The 20,431-nt window shown below is 59.4% G+C and carries 13 protein-coding genes, 1 tRNA gene, 6 pseudogenes and 1 riboswitch; of the genes and pseudogenes, 5 read left to right on the top strand and 15 right to left on the bottom strand.

Going from position 1 to position 20,431, the window contains the following annotated elements:
- The first annotated feature begins 4 nt into the window (after positions 1-4).
- Entirely contained in the window at positions 5-283 is a 279-nt protein-coding gene (locus tag JCM25143_RS25120) for a hypothetical protein (RefSeq protein ID WP_369347357.1), read from the top strand.
- A 74-nt stretch (positions 284-357) separates the two neighbouring features.
- Here the strand turns inward: JCM25143_RS25120 and flgH are convergent, their stop codons facing one another.
- Genes flgH through flgG form a run of 3 tightly spaced genes read right to left on the bottom strand, consistent with a single transcriptional unit; the run spans position 358 to position 2,924 of the window.
- Complete coding sequence (gene flgH, locus JCM25143_RS04300; RefSeq protein ID WP_408735022.1) at positions 358-1,080, bottom strand: flagellar basal body L-ring protein FlgH; 723 nt, start codon at positions 1,078-1,080, stop codon at positions 358-360.
- 52 nt (positions 1,081-1,132) lie between these two features.
- Positions 1,133-2,131: a flagellar basal body P-ring formation chaperone FlgA gene (gene flgA / locus JCM25143_RS16810; protein ID WP_234394960.1), complete on the bottom strand. Its 999-nt coding sequence runs from the start codon at positions 2,129-2,131 to the stop codon at positions 1,133-1,135.
- 4 nt (positions 2,132-2,135) lie between these two features.
- Entirely contained in the window at positions 2,136-2,924 is a 789-nt protein-coding gene (gene flgG / locus JCM25143_RS04290; protein ID WP_035370459.1) for a flagellar basal-body rod protein FlgG, read from the bottom strand.
- A 333-nt stretch (positions 2,925-3,257) separates the two neighbouring features.
- On the opposite strand from flgG, the gene flgF reads away from it, so the two are divergent.
- The 4 genes from flgF to JCM25143_RS16805 all read left to right on the top strand — a co-directional run bounded on the left by flgF (position 3,258) and on the right by JCM25143_RS16805 (position 6,850).
- Complete coding sequence (flgF, locus tag JCM25143_RS04285; protein WP_025860138.1) at positions 3,258-4,007, top strand: flagellar basal-body rod protein FlgF; 750 nt, start codon at positions 3,258-3,260, stop codon at positions 4,005-4,007.
- Positions 4,008-4,166: 159 nt separating this feature from the next.
- Positions 4,167-5,747 (top strand): flagellar hook-associated protein FlgK, encoded by a 1,581-nt coding sequence (flgK, locus tag JCM25143_RS04280; RefSeq protein WP_025860137.1) that lies wholly within the window; start codon positions 4,167-4,169, stop codon positions 5,745-5,747.
- 21 nt (positions 5,748-5,768) lie between these two features.
- On the top strand, positions 5,769-5,939 hold the full coding sequence (locus JCM25143_RS23420) for a hypothetical protein (RefSeq protein ID WP_234394959.1): 171 nt from the start codon (positions 5,769-5,771) through the stop codon (positions 5,937-5,939).
- Between the two features lie 80 nt (positions 5,940-6,019).
- Positions 6,020-6,850, top strand: a complete 831-nt coding sequence (locus tag JCM25143_RS16805; protein ID WP_234394958.1) for a flagellin — start codon at positions 6,020-6,022, stop codon at positions 6,848-6,850.
- A gap of 255 nt (positions 6,851-7,105) precedes the next feature.
- Here the strand turns inward: JCM25143_RS16805 and JCM25143_RS16800 are convergent, their stop codons facing one another.
- From JCM25143_RS16800 to JCM25143_RS22245, 12 genes and pseudogenes are all read right to left on the bottom strand, one after another.
- Positions 7,106-9,121 (bottom strand): TonB-dependent receptor, encoded by a 2,016-nt coding sequence (locus JCM25143_RS16800; protein WP_234394957.1) that lies wholly within the window; start codon positions 9,119-9,121, stop codon positions 7,106-7,108.
- A 120-nt stretch (positions 9,122-9,241) separates the two neighbouring features.
- A riboswitch (cobalamin riboswitch) is annotated at positions 9,242-9,443 on the bottom strand.
- Between the two features lie 41 nt (positions 9,444-9,484).
- Positions 9,485-10,867, bottom strand: coding sequence for a GGDEF domain-containing protein (locus tag JCM25143_RS04265; protein WP_025860136.1), 1,383 nt, complete (start codon positions 10,865-10,867; stop codon positions 9,485-9,487).
- A gap of 175 nt (positions 10,868-11,042) precedes the next feature.
- Positions 11,043-12,351 (bottom strand): annotated as a pseudogene (locus JCM25143_RS16795) (Nramp family divalent metal transporter).
- Between the two features lie 144 nt (positions 12,352-12,495).
- Entirely contained in the window at positions 12,496-14,637 is a 2,142-nt protein-coding gene (locus tag JCM25143_RS04255; protein ID WP_234394956.1) for a methyl-accepting chemotaxis protein, read from the bottom strand.
- Positions 14,638-14,947: 310 nt separating this feature from the next.
- Positions 14,948-15,023, bottom strand: a tRNA-Phe gene (locus JCM25143_RS04250).
- A 55-nt stretch (positions 15,024-15,078) separates the two neighbouring features.
- Positions 15,079-15,282 carry a DNA gyrase inhibitor YacG gene (gene yacG / locus JCM25143_RS04245; RefSeq protein ID WP_025860134.1) on the bottom strand — a complete coding sequence of 68 codons (204 nt, stop codon included), beginning with the start codon at positions 15,280-15,282 and terminating at the stop codon, positions 15,079-15,081.
- Positions 15,279-16,344, bottom strand: a pseudogene (locus JCM25143_RS25375) (ribonuclease E/G). Before JCM25143_RS25375 ends, yacG begins: the two are co-directional and overlap by 4 nt.
- A gap of 35 nt (positions 16,345-16,379) precedes the next feature.
- Positions 16,380-16,990 (bottom strand): annotated as a pseudogene (locus JCM25143_RS16785) (Maf family protein).
- A 49-nt stretch (positions 16,991-17,039) separates the two neighbouring features.
- On the bottom strand, positions 17,040-17,258 hold the full coding sequence (gene infA / locus JCM25143_RS04230; RefSeq protein WP_025860133.1) for a translation initiation factor IF-1: 219 nt from the start codon (positions 17,256-17,258) through the stop codon (positions 17,040-17,042).
- A gap of 101 nt (positions 17,259-17,359) precedes the next feature.
- Positions 17,360-18,670: pseudogene (gene hisD / locus JCM25143_RS16780) on the bottom strand (histidinol dehydrogenase).
- 15 nt (positions 18,671-18,685) lie between these two features.
- Positions 18,686-19,427, bottom strand: a pseudogene (gene hisG, locus JCM25143_RS16775) (ATP phosphoribosyltransferase).
- Between the two features lie 259 nt (positions 19,428-19,686).
- A pseudogene (locus JCM25143_RS22245) lies at positions 19,687-20,431 on the bottom strand (hypothetical protein); the annotation flags it as partial.

Genomic DNA, 20,431 nt, shown 5'->3' with positions numbered 1-20,431 from the left:
CCCCATGGATCAGGTTTGCTCGATGGACGATACAGCAGCCCTTGTGAAAAATCTCGACCTGCTGATTACCGTTGATTCCTCGCCCGCTCACCTTGCCGCGGGGCTGGCTTGCCCTGTCTGGGTCATGAGCCGACAGGATGCCTGCTGGCGCTGGCTCGATAGCGGAGAGACAACGGCATGGTATCCGAGCATGCGTCTTTTCCGTGCGAAGGAGCGCTCTTTCGCACCGATGATTGGTGAAGTGGCAGCCGCTCTCAGGCAGGCAACGCAGTTTCACCCCTGATCAGGCTGTAAGGCGGTAGATACTCTCCCTCATTGCCCTCGCTATATGGAGGGAATGAGGGCAGAAGAACTGGCTCAGAAGGGCAGTATGCTGTCCAGCACCTGCTGGCCGTAACGCGGGGTCTGCAGTTTGCTCAACTGACCACGCCCACCGTAGGAGATACGCGCTTCGGCAATCCGGTCATGGGTAACGGTATTGTCTTCGGTAATGTCCTGCGGCCTCACAACACCACTGACCATCAACTGACGCAGTTCCCCGTTTACGCGGACTTCCTGCCGGGCAACTACGACAAAATTGCCGTTGGGCAATACCTGCGTAATGGTGCCTGCCAGTGCCAGGGTAACCGTTTCATTGCGGCTGATGGTACCGGTGGCGGTATTGGCACTGGAACTGCTGGTATCCAGAGCGGAAGAGCTGGACAGCGCCTTGCCTTGGAAGCCGAACAGGCTGGGAATACCGAAGTTTTCCGAGCCACTGCCCGAGGCCGATGTGTTGTTGGTAACGGCGGCATTATCCGCAATCACAACGCTGATCTTGATCAGATCGCCCACCTGAGACGCGCGCTGATCTTTGAAAAAGGCGCGGCTACCGGGGCGCCACAGGCTGCCTACCTCTGTCGGTGGCGGCTGGAGCGGCGGCATGGGCATGGTAACGGGGCGGTATTCCGGCGCCTGCGTCGGGTCTGATGTCCGGGTCATGCGCGGGGGGTGGCCCATTTCGCTCAAGTCGGCCAGACCCGAACAGCCTGACAGCCCCATCAGGCCGATGAGGAATGCACCCGGCAGGCGGTTTTTCATCAAACTAAAACTCCAGCGCATTGATGTGTTACCGGACAGAAACATCCGCTCCTTAGCCGCCACGAGATGAAGTGGTCAGGCGGCGCAGGGTCGCGGCGTCTGAAGGCATGCCGCTGGAACCGGCCTCGACAATGACTTCAGAAGCATTATTGGGTCGCCCCGTGATAATCATGTTGCTGGCAAGATTAAGCACGCGCACATATTGCCCCACACCGCCATCTTCTATTGCCCTGCCGCTGGCGGTCAGGTGCAGGCCCGGTGCGGTAAAAACAATCAGCACCGGATCGCCCTTATGGACAACGACCGTGCGGTGCAGGTCGCGTTCCTGCACGGCGTCTCCCGCCATGACAGCGTGGGTCAGGGTCATACCGTCTATATCGGCTTCATCCGTGTAGGTGCGGTCCTGCGCGCGGCCGGTATAGGCGTCGTTCATGCTGACATCCGCCATGGATACAACACTGCCGGGCTGCAGGGCGTGGGAAAAGACCAGAACGCGGCGGGCGGCATGGACTGTGCCAGCCAGCAGGTAGGAATCCTGCGTGGAATCACCGGTGGTCTGTGTGCGGTAGATGGTGGCTGTAAAGCGCCCGCTCCGGGGGTCCCAGTTGAGGTCCGACAGGGTGACGGGCTTTGGGTCATCCGGCGGGACAGCAATAGGGTGAAAGTCGATCAGATCGACCGAAACCGGGCCACCCCCGGTATCAGGCAGGTTCTGGCGGACAAGATTGATGAAATAATCCTTGTCCAGCATACGCCCGGCACGGGTGATGGTGACCTGAGCGCTGGCGGACTGGTCCAGCCAGTCCACGCCATACTGGTCGGCAATGGCCAGAAGCTGTCCGCCACCAACCTGAATGCTGGAGCCCGGCGCTGGAGCCGGGCCAAGCACCCGATCCTGCCCCGGTTCCAGATCGGCAAACAGGTCTGAAAGGCGGACGGTGCCAGCGGTAATGATGGAGGTGGTCTTGAGGGTGGCGGCTTTGGCGGCAGGGATGGAACACGCCATGCACCCCGCCGCGACCAGTAGCCCGATGACCGCCCTCACATTCATGACCTTATTTCAGGCCTGTCAGCGTCTGGAGCATCTGGTCAGCCGCTGTGATGACCTTGCTGTTCATTTCATAGGCACGCTGCGCACTGATCAGGTTGGTGATTTCCGTCACAACGTTGACCGACGATTCTTCAACAAACCCCTGACGGAGCGAGCCGTAGCCCACGCTCTGAGGGGTGCCGAGGTTTGCCGTGCCCGAGGAGGTTGTTTCCGTGAACAGGTTCTGCCCCATGGCGGCCAGACCGTTTTCGTTCTGGAAGGTGGCGAGCTGAATCTGCCCGGCTACCTGAGCCGTTGTCTGGCCCGAAATCGTGTACTGCACCTGCCCGCTCTGATCCACCGTGATGTTCTCGGCGTTGTTCGGCAGCGAGATATTGGGCGAAAGCGGGTAGCCGTCCGCACTGACGATGGTGCCGTCCTGCGAAAGGGAGAAGGTGCCGTCACGGGTGTAGGCATATTCGCCCGAAGGCAGCGTGACACGGAAGTAGCCACGGCCTTCGATGGCCATATCAAGCGAGTTGCCTGTCTGGTCCAGCGTGCCCTGTTCGTTAATGCGGTAAATACCAGCCGTACGGACACCAAGGCCCAACTGCGCACCAGCGGGAACAAGGTCGCCCGTATCGGAACTCATGGTGCCCGCGCGGCGCAGGTCCTGATAGATCAGATCCTGAAATTCCGCACGCCGACGTTTATAGCCGGTGGTGGTCATGTTGGCGATGTTGTTCGCGATGGTATCGACGTTCGTCGTCTGGGCCTGCATGCCCGTGCCGGCGATGTCAAGGGAACGCATCATGGGATGACAGTCCTCCGGGTGTGCCTTGGTGTGCGGCCACCCCATATTTTAACGGATGGGGTCTTCGGTATACGGACACATCGCGGGATCAATCCTGCGTCATATCCTGTTCTAGCCTACAGGTAAGGCTATGGGCCAGCCATGGCAAGCTCTATTTGCGGCTGACATGAGGGTTTAATGATGTGGCTGTCTACCCGAACCCGAGGGGTGCGTGTTCATATTGCTCCCGTGTCCGTGATTCGATATATGTAAGGCAGAACAGGTCTGCTTCATTGAACGGGCGAGAGCGGGCCGCTACTCCATAATATTTCTGGTGCGTGAGGCTGGGTTCCCATGGACAACACAACCTATATTGCATTGTCTCGTATCGATACGCTGACACGCGCGCTGGATGTGACGGCCAACAACCTAGCCAATGCCAGCACGGATGGCTTCAAGGCCAGCCGTGAGCTTTTTTCGCAATATGTGGTGAAGCAGAAAGAGGCCAATACCGTCGCGGGTGGCAAGGAAGAAGCCTACACGCAGGATCAGGCAACGTATCAGGATCACCTTCAGGGGCAGATGCGGACCACGGGCAACCAGACCGATTTCGCCATTAATGGTGAAGGGTATTTTGCCGTTCGCACCACGCAGGGTATTCGTCTGACGCGCAACGGCCAGTTCAGCCGTCGTATGGACGGCACCATTGTGGATGGTTCAGGTAACCCCGTGCTGGATAGGCAGAACCAGAATCTGGTTATCCGGCTGGAGGATGATATTCTCTCTGTTTCCTCGGATGGGACCATTTCCACCCAGAATGGCGCAATCGGCACCATCGGTCTGGTAACGGTGGATAACGTCAATACCCTGACGCCTGAAGGGGCCTATCTGCTCAAACCCACGACCCAGACGCATGAAGTCGCACGCAAGGAAATCCGTCAGGGCATGCTGGAAAGCAGCAATGTCAACGCCGTGGGTGAAACAACCCGCATGGTGGAAATCCAGCGCGATTACGACCTGACCTTTCAGTTGATCCAGACCGAATCCACCCGGCAGCAGACCGCCATAGATAAGATTACTGCTGATCCTTCCTCTTCGTCCTGATGTTGTCATGGGCTGAGGCGGGTGAAAGCCTGCTCGGGTAACCTTTTTGAAACTATTTCCGACTACCGATTTTCATACAAACGTCTGATGATATCAGCCGCTCATGTGTGTGGCAGGCAGGTTCGGCAGGCAAACGGCATACACGCGGGGAATGAGCGTATGGATCTGATATCGTCGTTATCAATCGCCACCAGTGGTCTGAACGCGATTTCGAGCGAATACGCCATAACGTCCAACAACGTCGCCAATTCCAGCACATCGGGTTACGTGAGCGAAACCGCCACGCTGTATTCCAGTGTTGTGTCCGGGCAAGGTAACGGTGTGCGTGTGGGCAACACGCAGCTAAATATCAACACGGCCCTGCAATCCTCGCTGTATACCCAGAATGCCAAGGTGGCCGCCTATACGGCTACGAGCAACTCGCTGGCTGCTGTCTCGTCCGTGCAGGGGTCTACCTCTGCCGATTCTGGCAGCACTGCCACGCTGGCCGATGAGCTTGGCAATGTTCAGACCGCGCTGACCTCACTCACTTCCACCCCGCAGTCGAGTGCAGCGCAGTCCACCGTGATTTCGGATGCCAACTCGCTGGTCGATACAATCCACACGCTGGCCTCCACCTACACGCAGCAGCGTCAGGCCACGCAGGACAATATCAGCGCCTCGGTTTCCACCATCAACACCGACCTGACCCAGATCGGTGAAATTTCACAGCAGATCGTCAAGCTGAAGATCGTTGGTGGCGATACCTCCGCCCTCGAAAACCAGCGTCTTGGCATCATGTCCAGCCTGTCCTCCGAGGTGTCGGTCTCCTACACCGAGAAGTCGAATGGCGACATGATCGTGACCACGGATGATGGCACGCAGCTCCCGACCCGCCCCGATCAGACCGGGCTTGATGACAGCTCGGTAACCCTGCCCAGCAGCACATGGCCGCTGACGACTGAAGACACCACGCTGACCTCGTCCATGTATTATTCCGCAACCGGGGTTACGGCGGATGGTATCACCACCTCTGGTGGCGTGCCCGCCATTACGCTCAACGGCAAGGATATTACCTCGCATCTGACCGGGGGCACGCTGGGGGCCAACATCACCCTGCGTGATCAGACCTACCCGCAGATGCAGGCGCAGCTCGATTCGTTCTCCTATACGCTGATGAACCGCTTCTCCAGCGCGGGCATGGCACTGTTTACGAACGGCACGGCAGCCTCCACCACCAATGCCTCTGGCACGGTCACCACCACCGACCCGACACAGGCCACCAAGGATGCCCCGACCGGGCTGGTTGGTCTGTCTTCACAGCTTAGCGTCAGCAGCACCTACACGGATGATCCGTCCTCGCTGGCGACGGATGGTGACACCACGCTGGCCACCACGGTGCTGAGCGATGCCTTTGGCACGTCTTCGACCTATGTTTCGGGCTCCCTTGCCGCGCCGACCAGCGGCCTTGGCCCGGATGGCAGCCAGTCCACCGGTTATACCGGCTCGCAGGGGCTCGTTGCCCTTGCAACAACCCTGACCTCCAATCAGGGCGCGACCATTTCGGATGCGAGCAGCAACCTCACCTCCGCTACTTATGTGCAGACAACCCTTTCCGCACAGGTCGCCAATGTGTCCGGGGTGAATGTGAATAATGAAATGGCCAAGGTGGTGACCTTGCAGAATTCCTTCACCGCCAATGCAAAAATCATCAGCACGGTTCAGACGATGTTTGAAGCGCTGATGAGTGCGATCAGCTAAGGCCGGGCAGGAGAGAAGAGCATGAGCACGACAATCGGTCAGTACGGTGGTGACGGCGCATCCATCATTCTCAATGCGGCCATCGACAACATCACTCTGCAGCAGCAGCAGAATAGCTGGCAGACCTCTGCTGGCACGCTGGCTGAAACCTATGCGGGCGTGGGCGATTCCCGCAGACGGCCATCAGCCTGAACCCCAAGATTACGCAGGTTGCGTCCTGGCAGACCAACATCACCAATACGCAGACAAACCTGTCCATTACCGACACCACGATGAAGCAGATCGTCAGTCTGGCGCAGACACTCTCCACCAGTCTGACAAGCGTTACGGGCACAAGTTCCGCTACCGCCGTTGCAACCGTGGTGGAACAGGCCAAAGGCCTGCTGTCGGAACTGGGGACCGCGCTGAACACGCAGAGCGGCTCTACCTACATCTTTGCCGGGCAGGACGGGACGGAAGCCCCGGTGACAGACGCTAGCAATATCGGTAGCAGCACCATGGCAACCTCAATTGCCTCGGCTGTGAGCGGTCTGACTGATTCCAATGTTGATTCGGTGCTGGCTGCGGCTACAACGGCTGCCAGCAGCAACACGGCCGGGACCTCGGTTTTCTCGTCCAACCTGTCGGTTTCCGCCACCACGGCGGCGTCTCTTCAGGCATCGGTGGTCATGAGCACGACCAGTTCCAAGGTCGGGCTGGTGGCAACGCAAAGCTCCACCACCTCTTCAGCCTCCTCAACCTCTACGGGTTCTCCCATCCGCGATCTGATGAGCGATCTTATGGTTGTGGCCTCTATGGGTGGGATGTCGTCTGAAACCCCCGGCTATACCGATCTGGTGACGAAGCTTAACACGTCGCTGAACACGACTGTCGGGCAGTTGACCGATATGGAAGCGCAGGTGGGCGTGCAGCAAAGCGCGCTGACAACACGCTCAACCATGCTGACCAGCGTCACCACGATGCTGAAGACACAGCTTTCCGATGCGCGTGACGCGGATGCTGCTTCGGCCATTACGGCTACGACCACGCTGAAAACCCAGCTTGAGGCTTCCTTTACCCTTGTGGCGGACATGAAGAACATGTCGCTGGCAAGCTACCTCTAAGACTGTTTTCTACCCGCACGGCCACTTTGCTGGCGTGCGGTGTGCGCAGGACTATACGCTCTGTCCGGAAAAACCGGGCAGGGCGTTTTTCTTTTCAGAAGCCCGCGGTAATCGCAAGCCTTGCCGATGTGGGTTCAAGCGCATGGCCGGTGGCCCCCGTCGAGACGGCGGAGGTCGGGGTCAGGCGGTAGTCATACGCATATTGGGCTGCAAAAGCGTGGCTGTTGGTCAGGTTGAAAATACTGAGTTCCAGCTTCAGGCGGGGTGTGAAGCGGTACCCGGCATTGATGTTGACTTCCTTGTAGCCGGGTGAACGCAGGGAGTTATCCTCGATAAGGGCGTATCCTCCAGCCAGCGCACCTGCAACCCGCCATACCAGTGTTTATGCGTATCCACGAGCAGGCCAAACGACCAGACAAAGTCCGGCGCGTTGCTGACATACACGCCGTCAATACCGTAAGCCTGCGGGTCGTTTGTGCGGTAGCGGGCCTTGGCGAAGGACAGGTCCGTGTTGAGTTCGATCCAGGGCAGGGGATTGTACTGGGCGGAAAATTCGACACCCTGCCGCCGGCTGGCCGGGCCGGGAGAGGTTACCCCTGCATCGCCATCGTAACTGAGTTCAGAGGCGAAATCGATGATAAAGGCCGCTACCTGCACGTTCAGGTGAGATAGGGGCGTGCTTCTGATCCCGACTTCTCCGCTGATAGCTTCTGTCATCAGCGGCACGGAAACGGAACCGGCGGCGAATTTATCGACTGAGTAAGAACCGGAAACCGAGCGGAAGTCGTTTGAATGATACCCCTTGCCCGCGCTCAGATAGAGTTCCGATTTTTTCCAAGGCCCAAAGATCAGGCTGCCTTTGGGCTGGAACAGCCACTGGCTTGCATGGGTTGCGCTGCCATCGACCAGATTATTGTCCACACCACCCTGATAATCTTCCCGTAGGCCGATAACGGTGCGGAACCATGAAGTCCAGTGCAGGGTGTTTTGGATGTACAGGCCCACAGCCCCAAGGGAAATATTGTCCGCATTGCACACATAATGCCCCACGCTTGAAGAGCAGTCAGGCAGGGTCCGGCGCTGTTCGGTATGGCGGCGGTCAACATACAGGAAATCGTAACGGCCTTGTACGCCCACGGTGGTGTCGCTCAGAAACTGCGCCAGCCTGTCATGGCGGGTATAGGCGCTGCTGCCGCCAAGGGTGGTGCGGGTTTCGTCCTGCGCCTGCTGGTCGCCATGCACGGGGTCATCAAGGTAGTGGGTAAAGTTGTTCCACAGGGTCAGGCGATCATGAACGACAAAGGCGCTGTTGACCCAGTTCCAGTTTTCTCCGCTCATATGCTGGTGTGCGGACAGGCTGTAGCGTTCTGAAAAACCGCCATCGGTCGGGTCGAGCGAGCCAAAGCGGTCTATCATGCCGTTCTGTATGGCTTCGAGAGGCTGATCGTTGGTGGCGCGCCACTGGCCACGGTAAAACATGCCCGTAATATCAAAGCCCTTGCGGTCTGAACCATGGGTGTAGCGGCTCATGGCGCGGATGGCGCGGGCATTATCAGGGTAACGCCATGGGCCATCGGCGTGGGAGATATTGCCTGCATTTACCCATCTGTCGCCATTGGCCATATGCACCGTGCCACCTGCATAGGCCCGGTAGTCGCCCAGAGTGCCGGCACTGAGCGTGATTTCACGCGGGATCTCGGAGGCCAGCTTCATATGGTCTGACCCCGCGACCCCGAAATCGCCAATATTCGCGTGGAAAGGTCCTTTGGTATAATCGACGCCGCTGAGTGTTTCGGGAATGAGAAAATTCAGGTCCGTATAGCCCTGACCATGTGCGTTGCTGACCCCGTTTATGGGCATGTCATCCACAAAACTGGCCAGATCGGTGCCGTGATCGAGGTTGAAGCCGCGCAGCAGAAACTGGTTGGCTTTGCCCTCGCCGGAATGAGATGTCACGACAAGGCCCGGCACAGCTTCAAGAATCTGGCCTATGCGGTAGGCAGGGCGCAGCCGTAGTTCCGTGCCGGTAATGGAGCCTTCGCTTGCGGTTGCGGCACGCCCAGTGAGGTTGCGGCGCGATGCGGTTACTATGATCCGTTCTGTTTTGGGGGGCTGCTCAGCCTTGGGGTGGGGTGTTGTCGTGTCCTGCGAGCTGGGTGCGGTTGCGGCCTGCGTGACCTCGCTGAACAGCCCAAGGGCCGCCAGACCGTAAAGAACCGAACGCGCGGGGCGATGCGGCGCAGGCAAGAAAAGCCTGAATGTTGAACACATGAAAAAACCTGCCTGAAATAAGGCAGGGGTAAAAAGGGCAGGTACGCCTGCACATGCCCGGCAGGGGCAGAAGACAAGACCGGGCAGGCGCCATGCGCTCCTTCCCGGTCACCCCGCCGGTGGTTGCTGTCTTGCCTGGCAGGTCTCCTGGCTTGCGTGTCATCGCATCAAGGCCCCTTCCCGAAGCTTGCGGCTTCAGTGGTTCATGGCCTCTGCTCTACGCTTACAGTTGCGGGGACAGCACCGGATTTGCACCGGCTTCCCTCTTAGCCTTGGGAGAAAACAGGTTTTCTTCCAAGGAACCAGACGGGCAGGAAGATAAGTTTCAGCAGTGGAATGTCAACAATATGTCGCAGTGGGGCGTTATACGAGAGTGTTCGGGTTACGCAAAAGCCACGATACGGTTGCGCCCGGCCACCTTGCTTCGTACAGCGCCCGGTCAGCCTGCGTGACAAGTGTGTTGATTTTGGTTTCACCCTTGAAGGTTGTCACACCCCCAGAAACCGTCAGGCGGAGTTTACTGCCTGTTGAGGTGGTAATGACCGATTGTTCCAGATTGGTGCGGATACGCTCGGCACAGGCCATGGCGTCGTTCCGGCCTCGCTCGGTCAGAACAATCAGGAATTCCTCGCCCCCATAACGGAAAACAAAATCGTTGCTACGGATGGTGTTGATCAGCATTTCAGCAATAAACCGCAGGGTTTCATCGCCGATCAGGTGGCCGTGTTCATCGTTGATCTGCTTGAAATGGTCGATATCGAGCAGGATCAGGCTGAATTCCTTGTCGTTGGTCAGCGAAAAGGTGATTTCATTTTGCAGCACGACATCGAGGAAACGCCGGGTCAGGGCCTTTGTCAGGGGGTCCAGCCCGCTTTGCAGGGCTTCCACGCCCTGAAACAGACGGTTTGTCAGCAGGGTCAGGTCGTAAATGTTGTTTTTGAGAACAAGCGCGAAGCCGGGTGGTATTTCGCGGTTTTTACGAATGTCATCAATACGCTGGTCTATTTTTTCGATCATGGACTGGAGCAGGTTGTAGTCTTCCATACCCTTGAACAGGCCATGTCCCTTATGGCTCATCCATAAACCGAACTGGGATTCTCCAATGGTCTGGAGATTTTCCGGGCGCTGCTCGCACAGGCAGAAGAGAGCTTGTGTGCTCCAGTCAAAGAAAGTCGTTTTCTGGGTTTCTTTCTCGAAATTGAGATCCTGCCCCAGAGAGAGCATTCTGAACGACTGATCCTGTTCTATTTTTTTCCTGAAATCGGAATTATAGGCCATGTTCATGTATTTCATGGCGAAATCAATCATGTACTGACAGTACAGGATCGCTTGTATCTGGTTTTTTTCAGTGTCGAATTTTTTCTCGATAAAGGAATCAAGGCTGACCTTGATAAAAAAGAACGCGTAGGAAACCAGCCCCGGTGATATTTCAAGCCGGGCATGAATTTCTCCCACCCGCTGCTGCAGGGCGATCAGTTCCGGTACATCGTCTTCCTGCGCGGGAAAAAGGCGTTCCAGCCATGCCTGAAGGCTGCCGCTCAGGCGTTTTTCAATCATGTCCTTTTCAAGAAATACTGCCGCATCAGGGTGTTCAATCAGGGCAGCATAAAAGCTCTGTACGCATGAACGGCCATGTTCTTGTACAATATCGCGCAGGCCAGAACGAATGAAGGCCGGTGTTCGGGCGATAATGTATTCCCATTGTTTTTCAACAGGTAACATATTGAAATGACTGTCGAAAAACACGGCTGTTCCCTTTGTCAAATCTAGTGTGTGCTTGTTATGAGCTCAGACGTTATGATCTGTGTAATAAATTGACACCTGCGCGCGGCTAACAGTTTTATTTGGCAAACGCAACCGCTTTGTAGCCGCAGGGCAGGCCCATATACCCCGCCGGCTAAGGCTGTTCGCTATGGCCGTTTCAGCTCATGAATGTATCCACCAGCAGGCGGATATTCAGCACGACAATCACAGCCGTAATCAGCCATGCCAGAATAGCCATGGGCCGGGAGATGACAAACTTCTTCATGACCGTGTGGCTTGAAACAAACAAAACCAGAGGAATAATGGCAAAGGGCAGTTGCAGCGACAAAATGACCTGACTGGCCAGCAGCAGCCGGTTAACCCCCTGCGCGCCATACAGCCACGCGATGATGAGCACAGGAATAATAGCCAGACCGCGCGTGAGCAGGCGGCGGCCCCATGCGGGCAGGCGCAGGCTTAGAAACCCTTCCATGATGATCTGCCCCGCCAGCGTGCCGGTTACGGTGGAGTTCACCCCCGCAGCAAGTAGCGCCAGACCGAACAGGGTTGAGGCAACTCCCAGCTAATACGGGTGAGATAAGGCGATAGGCTTCATCTATCTCTGCCACCTGCTGGTGGCCGGTGGTGTGAAAGGCCGCTGCAACAACCAGAATGGCCGCGTTAACAAAAAAGGCCAGTGTCAGCGCGACCCCGCTATCCCATGAAGCCCAGCGCATGGCTTCCCGCCGCCCGGCGGTGGTGCGCTCATAGGCGCGTGTCTGCACAATAGAGGAGTGAAGGTAGAGATTATGAGGCATGACCGTAGCCCCGATAATGCTGATGGCCACATACAGCATGGCCGGATCGCGGATGATCTGGGGCGATGGGGCCAATCCGCGCAGCAGGGCCGCGGCAGGCGGTGCCGCGGCAATAACCTGCACGACAAAACAGAGCGCAATAGTACTCAGCAGCGCCATGATGAATGCTTCCAGATAGCGAAAGCCCCGGTTCATGAGCAGGAGCACCAGCAGGGCATCCAGCACGGACAGGATGCTGCCGAGAATCAGCGGCAGGCCGAACAGAAGTTGCAGGGCAATGGCAGTGCCGATTACCTCAGCCAGATCGCAGGCGATAATGGCCAGTTCGCAGGCCGCCCAGAGCGGGAATGTTAGTGCGGGGGGCAGAAAAGCCCGGCATGCCTGCGCCAGATCCAGCCCCGTGGCTATGCCAAGCCGGGCTGCCAGAACCTGCAATACAACGGCCATCAGACTGGACAGGACGATAACGGAAAGCAGCGTATAGCCGAACTGCGCGCCTCCCTGCAGGTCGGTAGCCCAGTTGCCGGGGTCCATATAACCAACCGACACCATGTAGCCCGGCCCGGAATAGGCCAGAAAACGCCTGAGCCAGTGCACGTCATTGCCGGGAACGCTGACACTGGCAAACACCCCGGACAGGCTGCGGGCGGGTGTGTGTGCTGAGTCCATCAGGCTGTCCGGTATCTGCTCAGGGAGTGGAGAAGACTGTTGCTCCGGCATGGGCGAAAGCTCTCCTTGGGCTGGGGCGTGTCCCTGCACGTCCCTGTATTTTATCCCTGCCAGTCCTTTGAGCAGACTGGCAGGGAGAGGCGTTTAGCGCAGCGCGCGGTATGCGCTGGTGTCGTTATCGAGCGTGAAACGTTCCAGCATGCGGATGAGTGCCGCCCCGCCAGAGGCCAGAGTGTGCGTGGTAGCGGTAATTTCTTCCGCCATGGCCACGTTTTTCTGGGTGTCCTGATCAACCTGCCCCATGGCGATGTTGATCTGCTGCAGGCTGGTGGACTGTTCTTCCGAAGCCTGAACAATGGAGGCCATGTGCTGGTTGATTTCCTGCACGTCGGCAACAATGCTGTCGAGTTCCTGATTGGAACTGCCGACAAGCTGCACCCCGTTGCCGATCTGCTGGATGGAGGTGCTGATAATCGTGCGGATACCCTTGGCGGCATCTGCCGAGCGCTGTGCGAGATCACGCACTTCCTGTGCCACCACGGCAAAGCCCAGCCCTGCATCGCCCGCGCGTGCCGCCTCAATCCCGGCATTGAGGGCAAGGATGTTGGTCTGGAACGCGATTTCGTTGATGACCGTGATGATATTCGAGATTTCTGTTGAGGATTTCTCGATCTCGCGCATGGCATCCACGGTGCGGATCATGTTCTGGCGGGATTTTTCGGCACTGGAATGGGCCAGCCTGATCCGCTCCCCGGCTTCCAGCGCGCGGTTGGTGGAGTTTTTGACCGTAGTGGTGATCTGCTCCAGAGCTGCGGCCGTTTCTTCCGTATTGGCAGCTTGCTGCTCGGTCCGGCGGGCCAGATCGTCTACCGCGGCCTTGATTTCATCACTCCCCACGGCAATGCTGCGTGCATTGGTTGCGACCTCGCGCAGTGTGGCCTGCAACTGCTCCGTGGAGTTGTTGAAGTCGTTGCGGACATCGTCCAGACCGCTCACGAAAGTATCGTGTATCTGGTAGGACACATCGCCATCGGCCAGCCGGGCGAGAGCCGAGGCCAGACTGTCCACGGCGAATTTGATATCCGCGGCGTCCTTGGCAGCTTTGCGCTCACGGGTGAGACGTTCCTGCTCCTGCTGGGCCTGCGATGCCTTGATATCAGCCTCAAGGCGCAGGCGTTCCTGTGCGTTATCGCGGAACACTTCCACGGCCTTTGCCATATCCCCGATTTCGTCACCACGGTCGAGGCCTTCAACGGGGGACTGGGTATCGCCATCGGCCAGCCCACGCATGCGCCGGGTCATCTGGCGGATAGGCTTGCTCAGGCTGTGGGCTTGGAACCAGATGCACGCCATGGTCAGCGCGAAGGACAGAATGGCCCCCAGCATCATGCGGTTGCGGGTTACAGCCGCTTTCTGCACCAGCGTTGCGCGTGGCACCATGCCGATCACGACCCATTTTGCATCCGTGTCGGGAATGGAAATGAAGCGGGCGGCTTCAAACCATTCGGCTCCGTTCGCCCCGGAGATAAAGCGTCCGCTGCTTTCCTTACCTGCGACAAAAGCGGCTGTTTCCGCATCGATCGGTTTGCCTACAAGGGCTGCGTTGCTGTTGGCCACCCAGATATTGCCAGTGCCGATCAGCCCGACATTACCCGTGCCAAGAGGCTTGAGGCTGGCAATGGCAGAGTTGAGTGCGGTGAGCTGCAGGTCGGTCGTGACCATGCCAATAGCCTTGCCCGCACGGCGCACCGGCACGCTGATGGTGGTCATCAGAACATTCACGCCGTTGACTGGGTAGAGATACGGTGCGGTTACGACGGTTTTGTTTTCATGCAGGGGCTCATCGTACCATGAGCCGGTTCCGGCTTCCGGCGTCATGATCAGCTTGTCTACACCGGTGGAGCCATCGGGCTTGAAAAAGAAATAGGGGACGAAACGCCCGGTGGAATCGGAATATTTGTGCGAAACAAAACTGGCGTCGTGTCCATCCAGCGCATTGGGTTCGAACGCAAGCGTATGACCCATCACATTGGCGCGTTTCATTTCAAGCGCATGGGCTACCATGTCACCCAGAGCATCGCGGTCAATCGTATGGGTGGAGATCAGCCCGGAAACAGATGCCGCCAGCATGCCTGTTTCCTGTGTCACGCCGCCTATGGACTGGGCGATCGTATCCGCGTTGGAGGCAAGGGTTTCAACAAAAAGCTGGCGCGACCCCTCCAGTTCCGAGGAGGACATTTCCTTCACGCCGATCAGCATGACCACCGAGGTGGAAAACAGGCACATGACGCCAATTGCCAGGAACAGGCGTGTTCTTATGCCGAGTGAAGCCCCAAATTTCATGAATATGTTTTCCCAGCGACCGTATCAAATCAAAACAGGCCGCTACAACGGGGCGTGCGGGCAGCCGTAGAGACTATTTTAGCTGAGCTGGCGGCGCGTTGGGAGAGGCGCGCGCCACAAAAAAGCCGTGGTTGTTAACCTTCTGGGGAGAATGTTGCCAACACCACGCATCGGGCGATGGCACAGGGTTGAAAACGCGCTTGTGGAGCAGCGTTAGTATGTGTTCAGGCTTTAATTTTTTAGGGAGAAAAAATGGTGCCCAAGACCGGGATCGAACCAGTGACACTGCGATTTTCAGTCGCATGCTCTACCAACTGAGCTACTTGGGCACCGCAGCCTTGCGGCGTGAGAGAGCATTTATCCCAGCATGGGGGGGAGATCAAGTCATCTTTCCTGATTTATTTCAGGGTCATCGTCTTTTTCGTCTTCCGTGCCGGGTTGGCCGGGTATGCGGTATGCGCCTGAAAACCACCGGCCCAGATCCACATCGGCGCAGCGGCGCGAGCAGAAAGGCCGGGTAGCCTGGGCCGCAGGCTGGCCGCAGATAGGGCAGGCGGGCTGTTTTGCAGGGCTGGGGCTGTCCGTCATGGCTGTGCAAGACTCCAGTGCAGATCAGGCAGGGAGGGGGTGAGCACCACGTTCAGCCCATGGCCGATGGTGCGTGTACAGTCTGCCACCGCCTGCGGGTCCTGTTCCAGTGCATGTAGGATACGGCTGCCCACCAGCAGGGATGTTGTGCCGGGGGCGTGGGTAACAATATGGCGCAGGGCTGCAAGGGCACGGCCATGGGGGCTGTTGAGCAGTTCTGGCAGCGAGGGCAGAACTCTGGGGCGCAGGATTTCAATCAGCCGAGGGCCGTCACGCCAAGGCAGCGCGGACGCAGCGGATCAGCCTGAAGCGCTTCCTGCACGGGGGGGAGCAGGGCCTGACGTTTGCGAATGGCCAGTCCCGCAGGGTCAATAACAAGGGCGCCGGAAAGGTTGCGCAGCCTGATCTGGCGCATGAGCGCTGGCAGAGCGGCCTTGTTGGCGGCGTATTGTGCGGTTTGTTTAGGCAGCACTCCCTGTGTGGGAGGGGCGTCCATATCAATGGCGATCAGAGCCGGTGTGGGGGTGATTGTTGCGGACAGGCCACCGGGCAAGTCCACATCCGTCTCTTCCAGCTCAGAGCAGGCAGCGGCAATGTCTTCCGGCAGGGCATGAAAGCCCTGCTGCTTTCTGTCACGTAGGGCGGGAGGCACAAGGCTGCCGCGGCTGGGCTGTCTACGACAATACTGGCATGTGGCCACAGGGCGGCAAGCCGCTCAAGTGGTGTCGGGCCAGTTGCGATCAGGCGGGATGAGCTGACGGGCGCTGTCGGCAGGGGGGATGGCGCACTCGGGGGGGGCAGCTTGACACGCACACCCTTGCCGCCCAGTGCAGCACGGGTAACGGCAACGGTTATGGCTTGTCCCTGTGTCAGGGGTGGTGCGTCTTTGGGTAAAGGCAGGAAACCCGCCGTATCCAGCCCCAGATCGACAAAAGCGCCGCCCATGCCGGGTACCAGCGCCTCAATCCGGGCCTGAAAATAATCGCCCACATGATCGGGTGCACCGGGTCGCCATAGGGCAAAGTCCACCAGCTCGCCCTGTTCGGCCACGGCAAGATGCATCTCGCCCGGATAATGGACGACATGCAGCACAAGGCTCACGCCAGCCAGCCCCCGGCCTGCCCGCGCAGGAGCTGGGCCGTTTCGAACAGAGGTAAACCGATAACACCGGAGGGGCTGCCCGAAACAAAGCGGATCAGGCTTGCCGCCGCCCCTTGCAGGGCATAACCGCCCGCCTTGCCCTGCCAGTCACCATTATCTAGCAGCGCATCACGCTGGGCTGTGCTCAGGCGCGAGAAAATAACGGCGGTTTCGACCAGCCGTTCTGCGTGGTGGCCCTGTGTCCATGCCGCACTGGGCATGAGGCTGACGGCTGTCAGCACCATGTGCCGCCTACCGGACAGCAGATCCAGACAGGAGCGCGCAATATCCCGGCTTTCGGCTTTGGGGAGAATACGCCTGCCCAGCGTTACAACGGTATCCGCGGCCAGAATCAGGGCGGGTTCGTCTATCTGCCCGGCAACAGCACGGGCTTTTTCATCCGCCATGCGTCGGGCGTACTGGCGGGGCAGTTCTGCGCGGTGGGGTGTTTCGTCAATATCCGCCGGGCAGATGCGATCCGGCGTCAGTCCGATCTGGCTCAGCAGTTCGACCGACGGGGAGAGGCAGAGGCCAGAACCAGCAGGGGGCGCTGCCCCGTCTTGTCCATACAGGCGGAGGCGGCCGCGGCGGTGTCCGGGCTGGAGGCTGGCACGATGTTACTTGAAGCGGAAGGTGATACGGCCTTTGGTCAGGTCGTAGGGGGTCATTTCAACATTCACCCTGTCCCCTGCCAGAACGCGAATACGGTTCTTGCGCATTTTGCCGCTGGTATGGGCCAGAATGACATGTTCGTTGTCGAGTTTGACGCGGAACATGGCGTTAGGCAGCAGTTCGGTGACTGTGCCGCTGAATTCGATCATGTCTTCTTTAGACATTGCATCCTTCGTTTGTTCGGGACTGAGTGAGGTTTGGTGAGCAGGTATGGTGGAGGGGGGCAGCGGGGTCAAGCATTAGCTGTGTTGCCGCTGCCGTAATGTCAGGTGTTGGGCGTGTCGTGGGCCAGTGCATCCAGTCGGGCGGACACGCTCAGCGCATGGGCCTGCAGGCCTTCGGCATCGGCCAGCGCTACGGCGGCGGGGCCAATGCGGCGGAGGGCATCCGGCCCGCCGGACAGGAAGGTGGTGCGCTTCATGAAGTCGAACACCGCCAGACCCGAAGCAAAGCGCGCCGTGCGCGAGGTGGGCAGCACATGGTTGGGCCCGCTACATAGTCGCCTACGGCTTCTGGGCAGAAACGCCCAAGGAAAACCGCGCCCGCATGGCGTACCAGCGGCAGCAGGGCCTCGGGGTCGTCTACCATCAGTTCCAGATGTTCCGGGGCTAAACGGTTGGCCAGTTCCACGGCTTCGTGCAGGTCGCGGGCGATCAGCACGGCTCCGTTATTGCGCCAGCTTGCCCCTGCGATAGCCCGGCGTGTCAGCACCTGCAATTCGGCTTCCACGGCCTGAGTTACGGCATCGGCAAAAGCGGTATCGGGGGTGATGAGCGTTGCCTGTGCCAGTTCGTCATGCTCGGCCTGTGCGAGCAGATCAAGCGCGATCACGCGCGGATCAGAGCCCGAATCGGCAATCACCACCACATCGGAGGGGCCCGCAATGCTGTCGATCCCTACATGGCCAAACACCTGCCGCTTGGCTTCGGCCACATAGGCGTTGCCGGGGCCGACAATCCGGTCCACCGGACGGATGGTATCGGTGCCATAGGCCATGGCGGCTACGGCCTGCGCACCGCCCACGCGGTAGATTTCGGTTACGCCAGCGCTATGGGCTGCGGCCAGCACCAGCGTTGATAGTGCCATCGGGGGTAGGCACGCACATGGCCAGCCGCTTGACCCCGGCCACCCGTGCGGGAATGGCGTTCATCAGCACCGATGACGGATAGGCAGCTTTGCCGCCGGGCACATACAGCCCTGCCGCATCGAGCGGAATCCAGCGCAGGCCCAGCGTCATGCCTGCATCATCGGTATAGCGCAGGTCTTGCGGCATCTGGGCGCGGTGGAAGGCTTCAATCCGGGCTGCGGCCAGTTCCAGCGCATCGAGCAGGGCCGGGGCGACCTGTGCACGGGCCGCCTCAATTTCTTCAGGAGTGAAGGCCAGCTTTTCCGGCGTTACGGCCAGTCGGTCAAAACGCTCGGTCAGGGTGCACAGGGCGGCATCCCCCTCGCGGCGCACATGCGCGAGAATATCGGCAACAGGGCCTGTAACTTCCTGCTGGCCTTCCTCGCGCCCGCTCAGCAGGCTGGCAAAGGCGGGTTCAAAATCAGCGTCACGCGTATCAAGCCGTTTCATGCTCTGTGCCCTGTCTTATACGGTGTCTGCGGCGGGGGCCATGGCCAGGGCCGCGCGGAAACGTGCGATCACGGAGCGATCTGTTCGGGACGGGTTTTAAGGGCCGTCCGGTTGACGATCAGCCGGCTGGTGACCTGCGAAATGGTTTCGACCTCTTTCAGCCGTTGGCGCGCAGGGTTGAGCCGGTATCCACCAGATCGACAATCAGGCGGGACAGGCCCAGCATGGGCGCCAGCTCCATGGCCCCGTGCAGATGCACGATAGAAGCATTGATCCCGCGCGCGGCAAAGAAGCGGCGCGTAATGGCCGGGTATTTCGTCGCGACCCGTACATCCGACCAGCGCGCCCATTCCTGCGGGTCATGAGGCAGGTCGGCAGGCTGGGCAACGGAAATGCGGCATGCACCAATACCGAGGTCCAGAGGCGCATAAATTTCCGGGTAGTCGAATTCCGCCAGAACATCCGCTCCGCAGATACCGACCTGTGCACCACCAGAGGCCACGAAGGTCGCTACGTCGAACGAGCGCACGCGCACCACATCCACCATGGGGTCCTGTGTAGGAAAACGCAGCTTGCGGCTATCGCCTTCAAGGCAGTCGCGCGCGGGGGCCATGCCGGTATGGCTGATAAGTGGTGCCACGGCCTTGAGGATACGGCCCTTGGGCAGGGCCAGCACCAGCCGCTCGTCACGCCCGGTTCCGTGCTGCGCCGTATCGGCCAGATCTTCGGTTGGGCGGGTTGCGAAAGGCTTGGTCATGAAAACTCCGGCGGGCACGGTAGCGGACGCTGCGGTCCATGGTCAGGGGCGTCTGAACGAGGGTGTCTGAACGCAAGGGGTGCTCTGTAGCACAGGGCGCGCCGGAAGAAAAACCGGGGCAGGTGCAACCCTCCCCGCAGAGCAGGCCAGACAGTGTGTGGTGCGGATAAAAAAACGGGCCAGAGCATCGGCTCTGACCCGTTCGTACTGCATCGGTTCCTGCCCGCACTGGTGTTGCGCGGGTTAGGGGCCGACAGTGTTAGCGCTTCCACCACCCCGTGCGGCGACGCGCGGCGGGGGGGCTGTCCTCAATCGTGATCGGCTGCACTAGCGGTTCGGCCTTGGCTGCATCCGCATCAACCGCCGGGGCTTCTGCTACCGTTTCAGCCTCTGTGGCCTGCGTTGCAGCAGCACTCTTGCGGGTGCGGCGGCGGGTCGGCTTGGGGGCCGGGGCCTCCGCGCTTTCTTCCACAACGGCTTCCACCGTGGCTTCGGGTTCAGCCTTGGCAGCACTTTTGCGGGTGGTGCGGCGGCGGGTTGGCTTGGCCTCCGCAGCTTCGTCCTCAGCCGGAGCTGCAGTTTGTGCCTGCACGGTTTCATCCGTGCCGGTTTTTGCAGCAGCACGACGGCGGGGGCGGCGGGCAGGCTTGGCTTCAGCTTCCTCGGCAACGGGTGCCGGGGTTTCCACCTCAGCTACCACGGGGGCTGCAACCTTTTCCTGTTCCGGTGCCACGGGCTGGGCCGGGGCTTCCACCTTGCGCTCGGGCTGGGCCTGACGCGGTGCAGTATTGTGCCGCTGCACGCTATTTTCGAGCAGTTCGAAAATATCAGGCTCCCCACCAAACGGATTGGCCGGAGTCGGGCCATTCCAGACCGGACGGCGCGGCTGTGGTGCCGCCCCTTCCTCTATGGCGATGGTCTGGGCAGCAGGCTGCTGCTCCGTCTCATCACGCCGCACGCGGGTGTGGCGGGTGCGACGGCGACCGGGCACCAGATTGGCGGCC

It is taken from the genome of Acetobacter papayae JCM 25143 (assembly GCF_000613285.1).
GTDB lineage: Bacteria > Pseudomonadota > Alphaproteobacteria > Acetobacterales > Acetobacteraceae > Acetobacter > Acetobacter papayae.
Note: the sequence above shows the minus strand (reverse complement) of the source record. Positions and strands in the feature narration are given on the sequence as shown.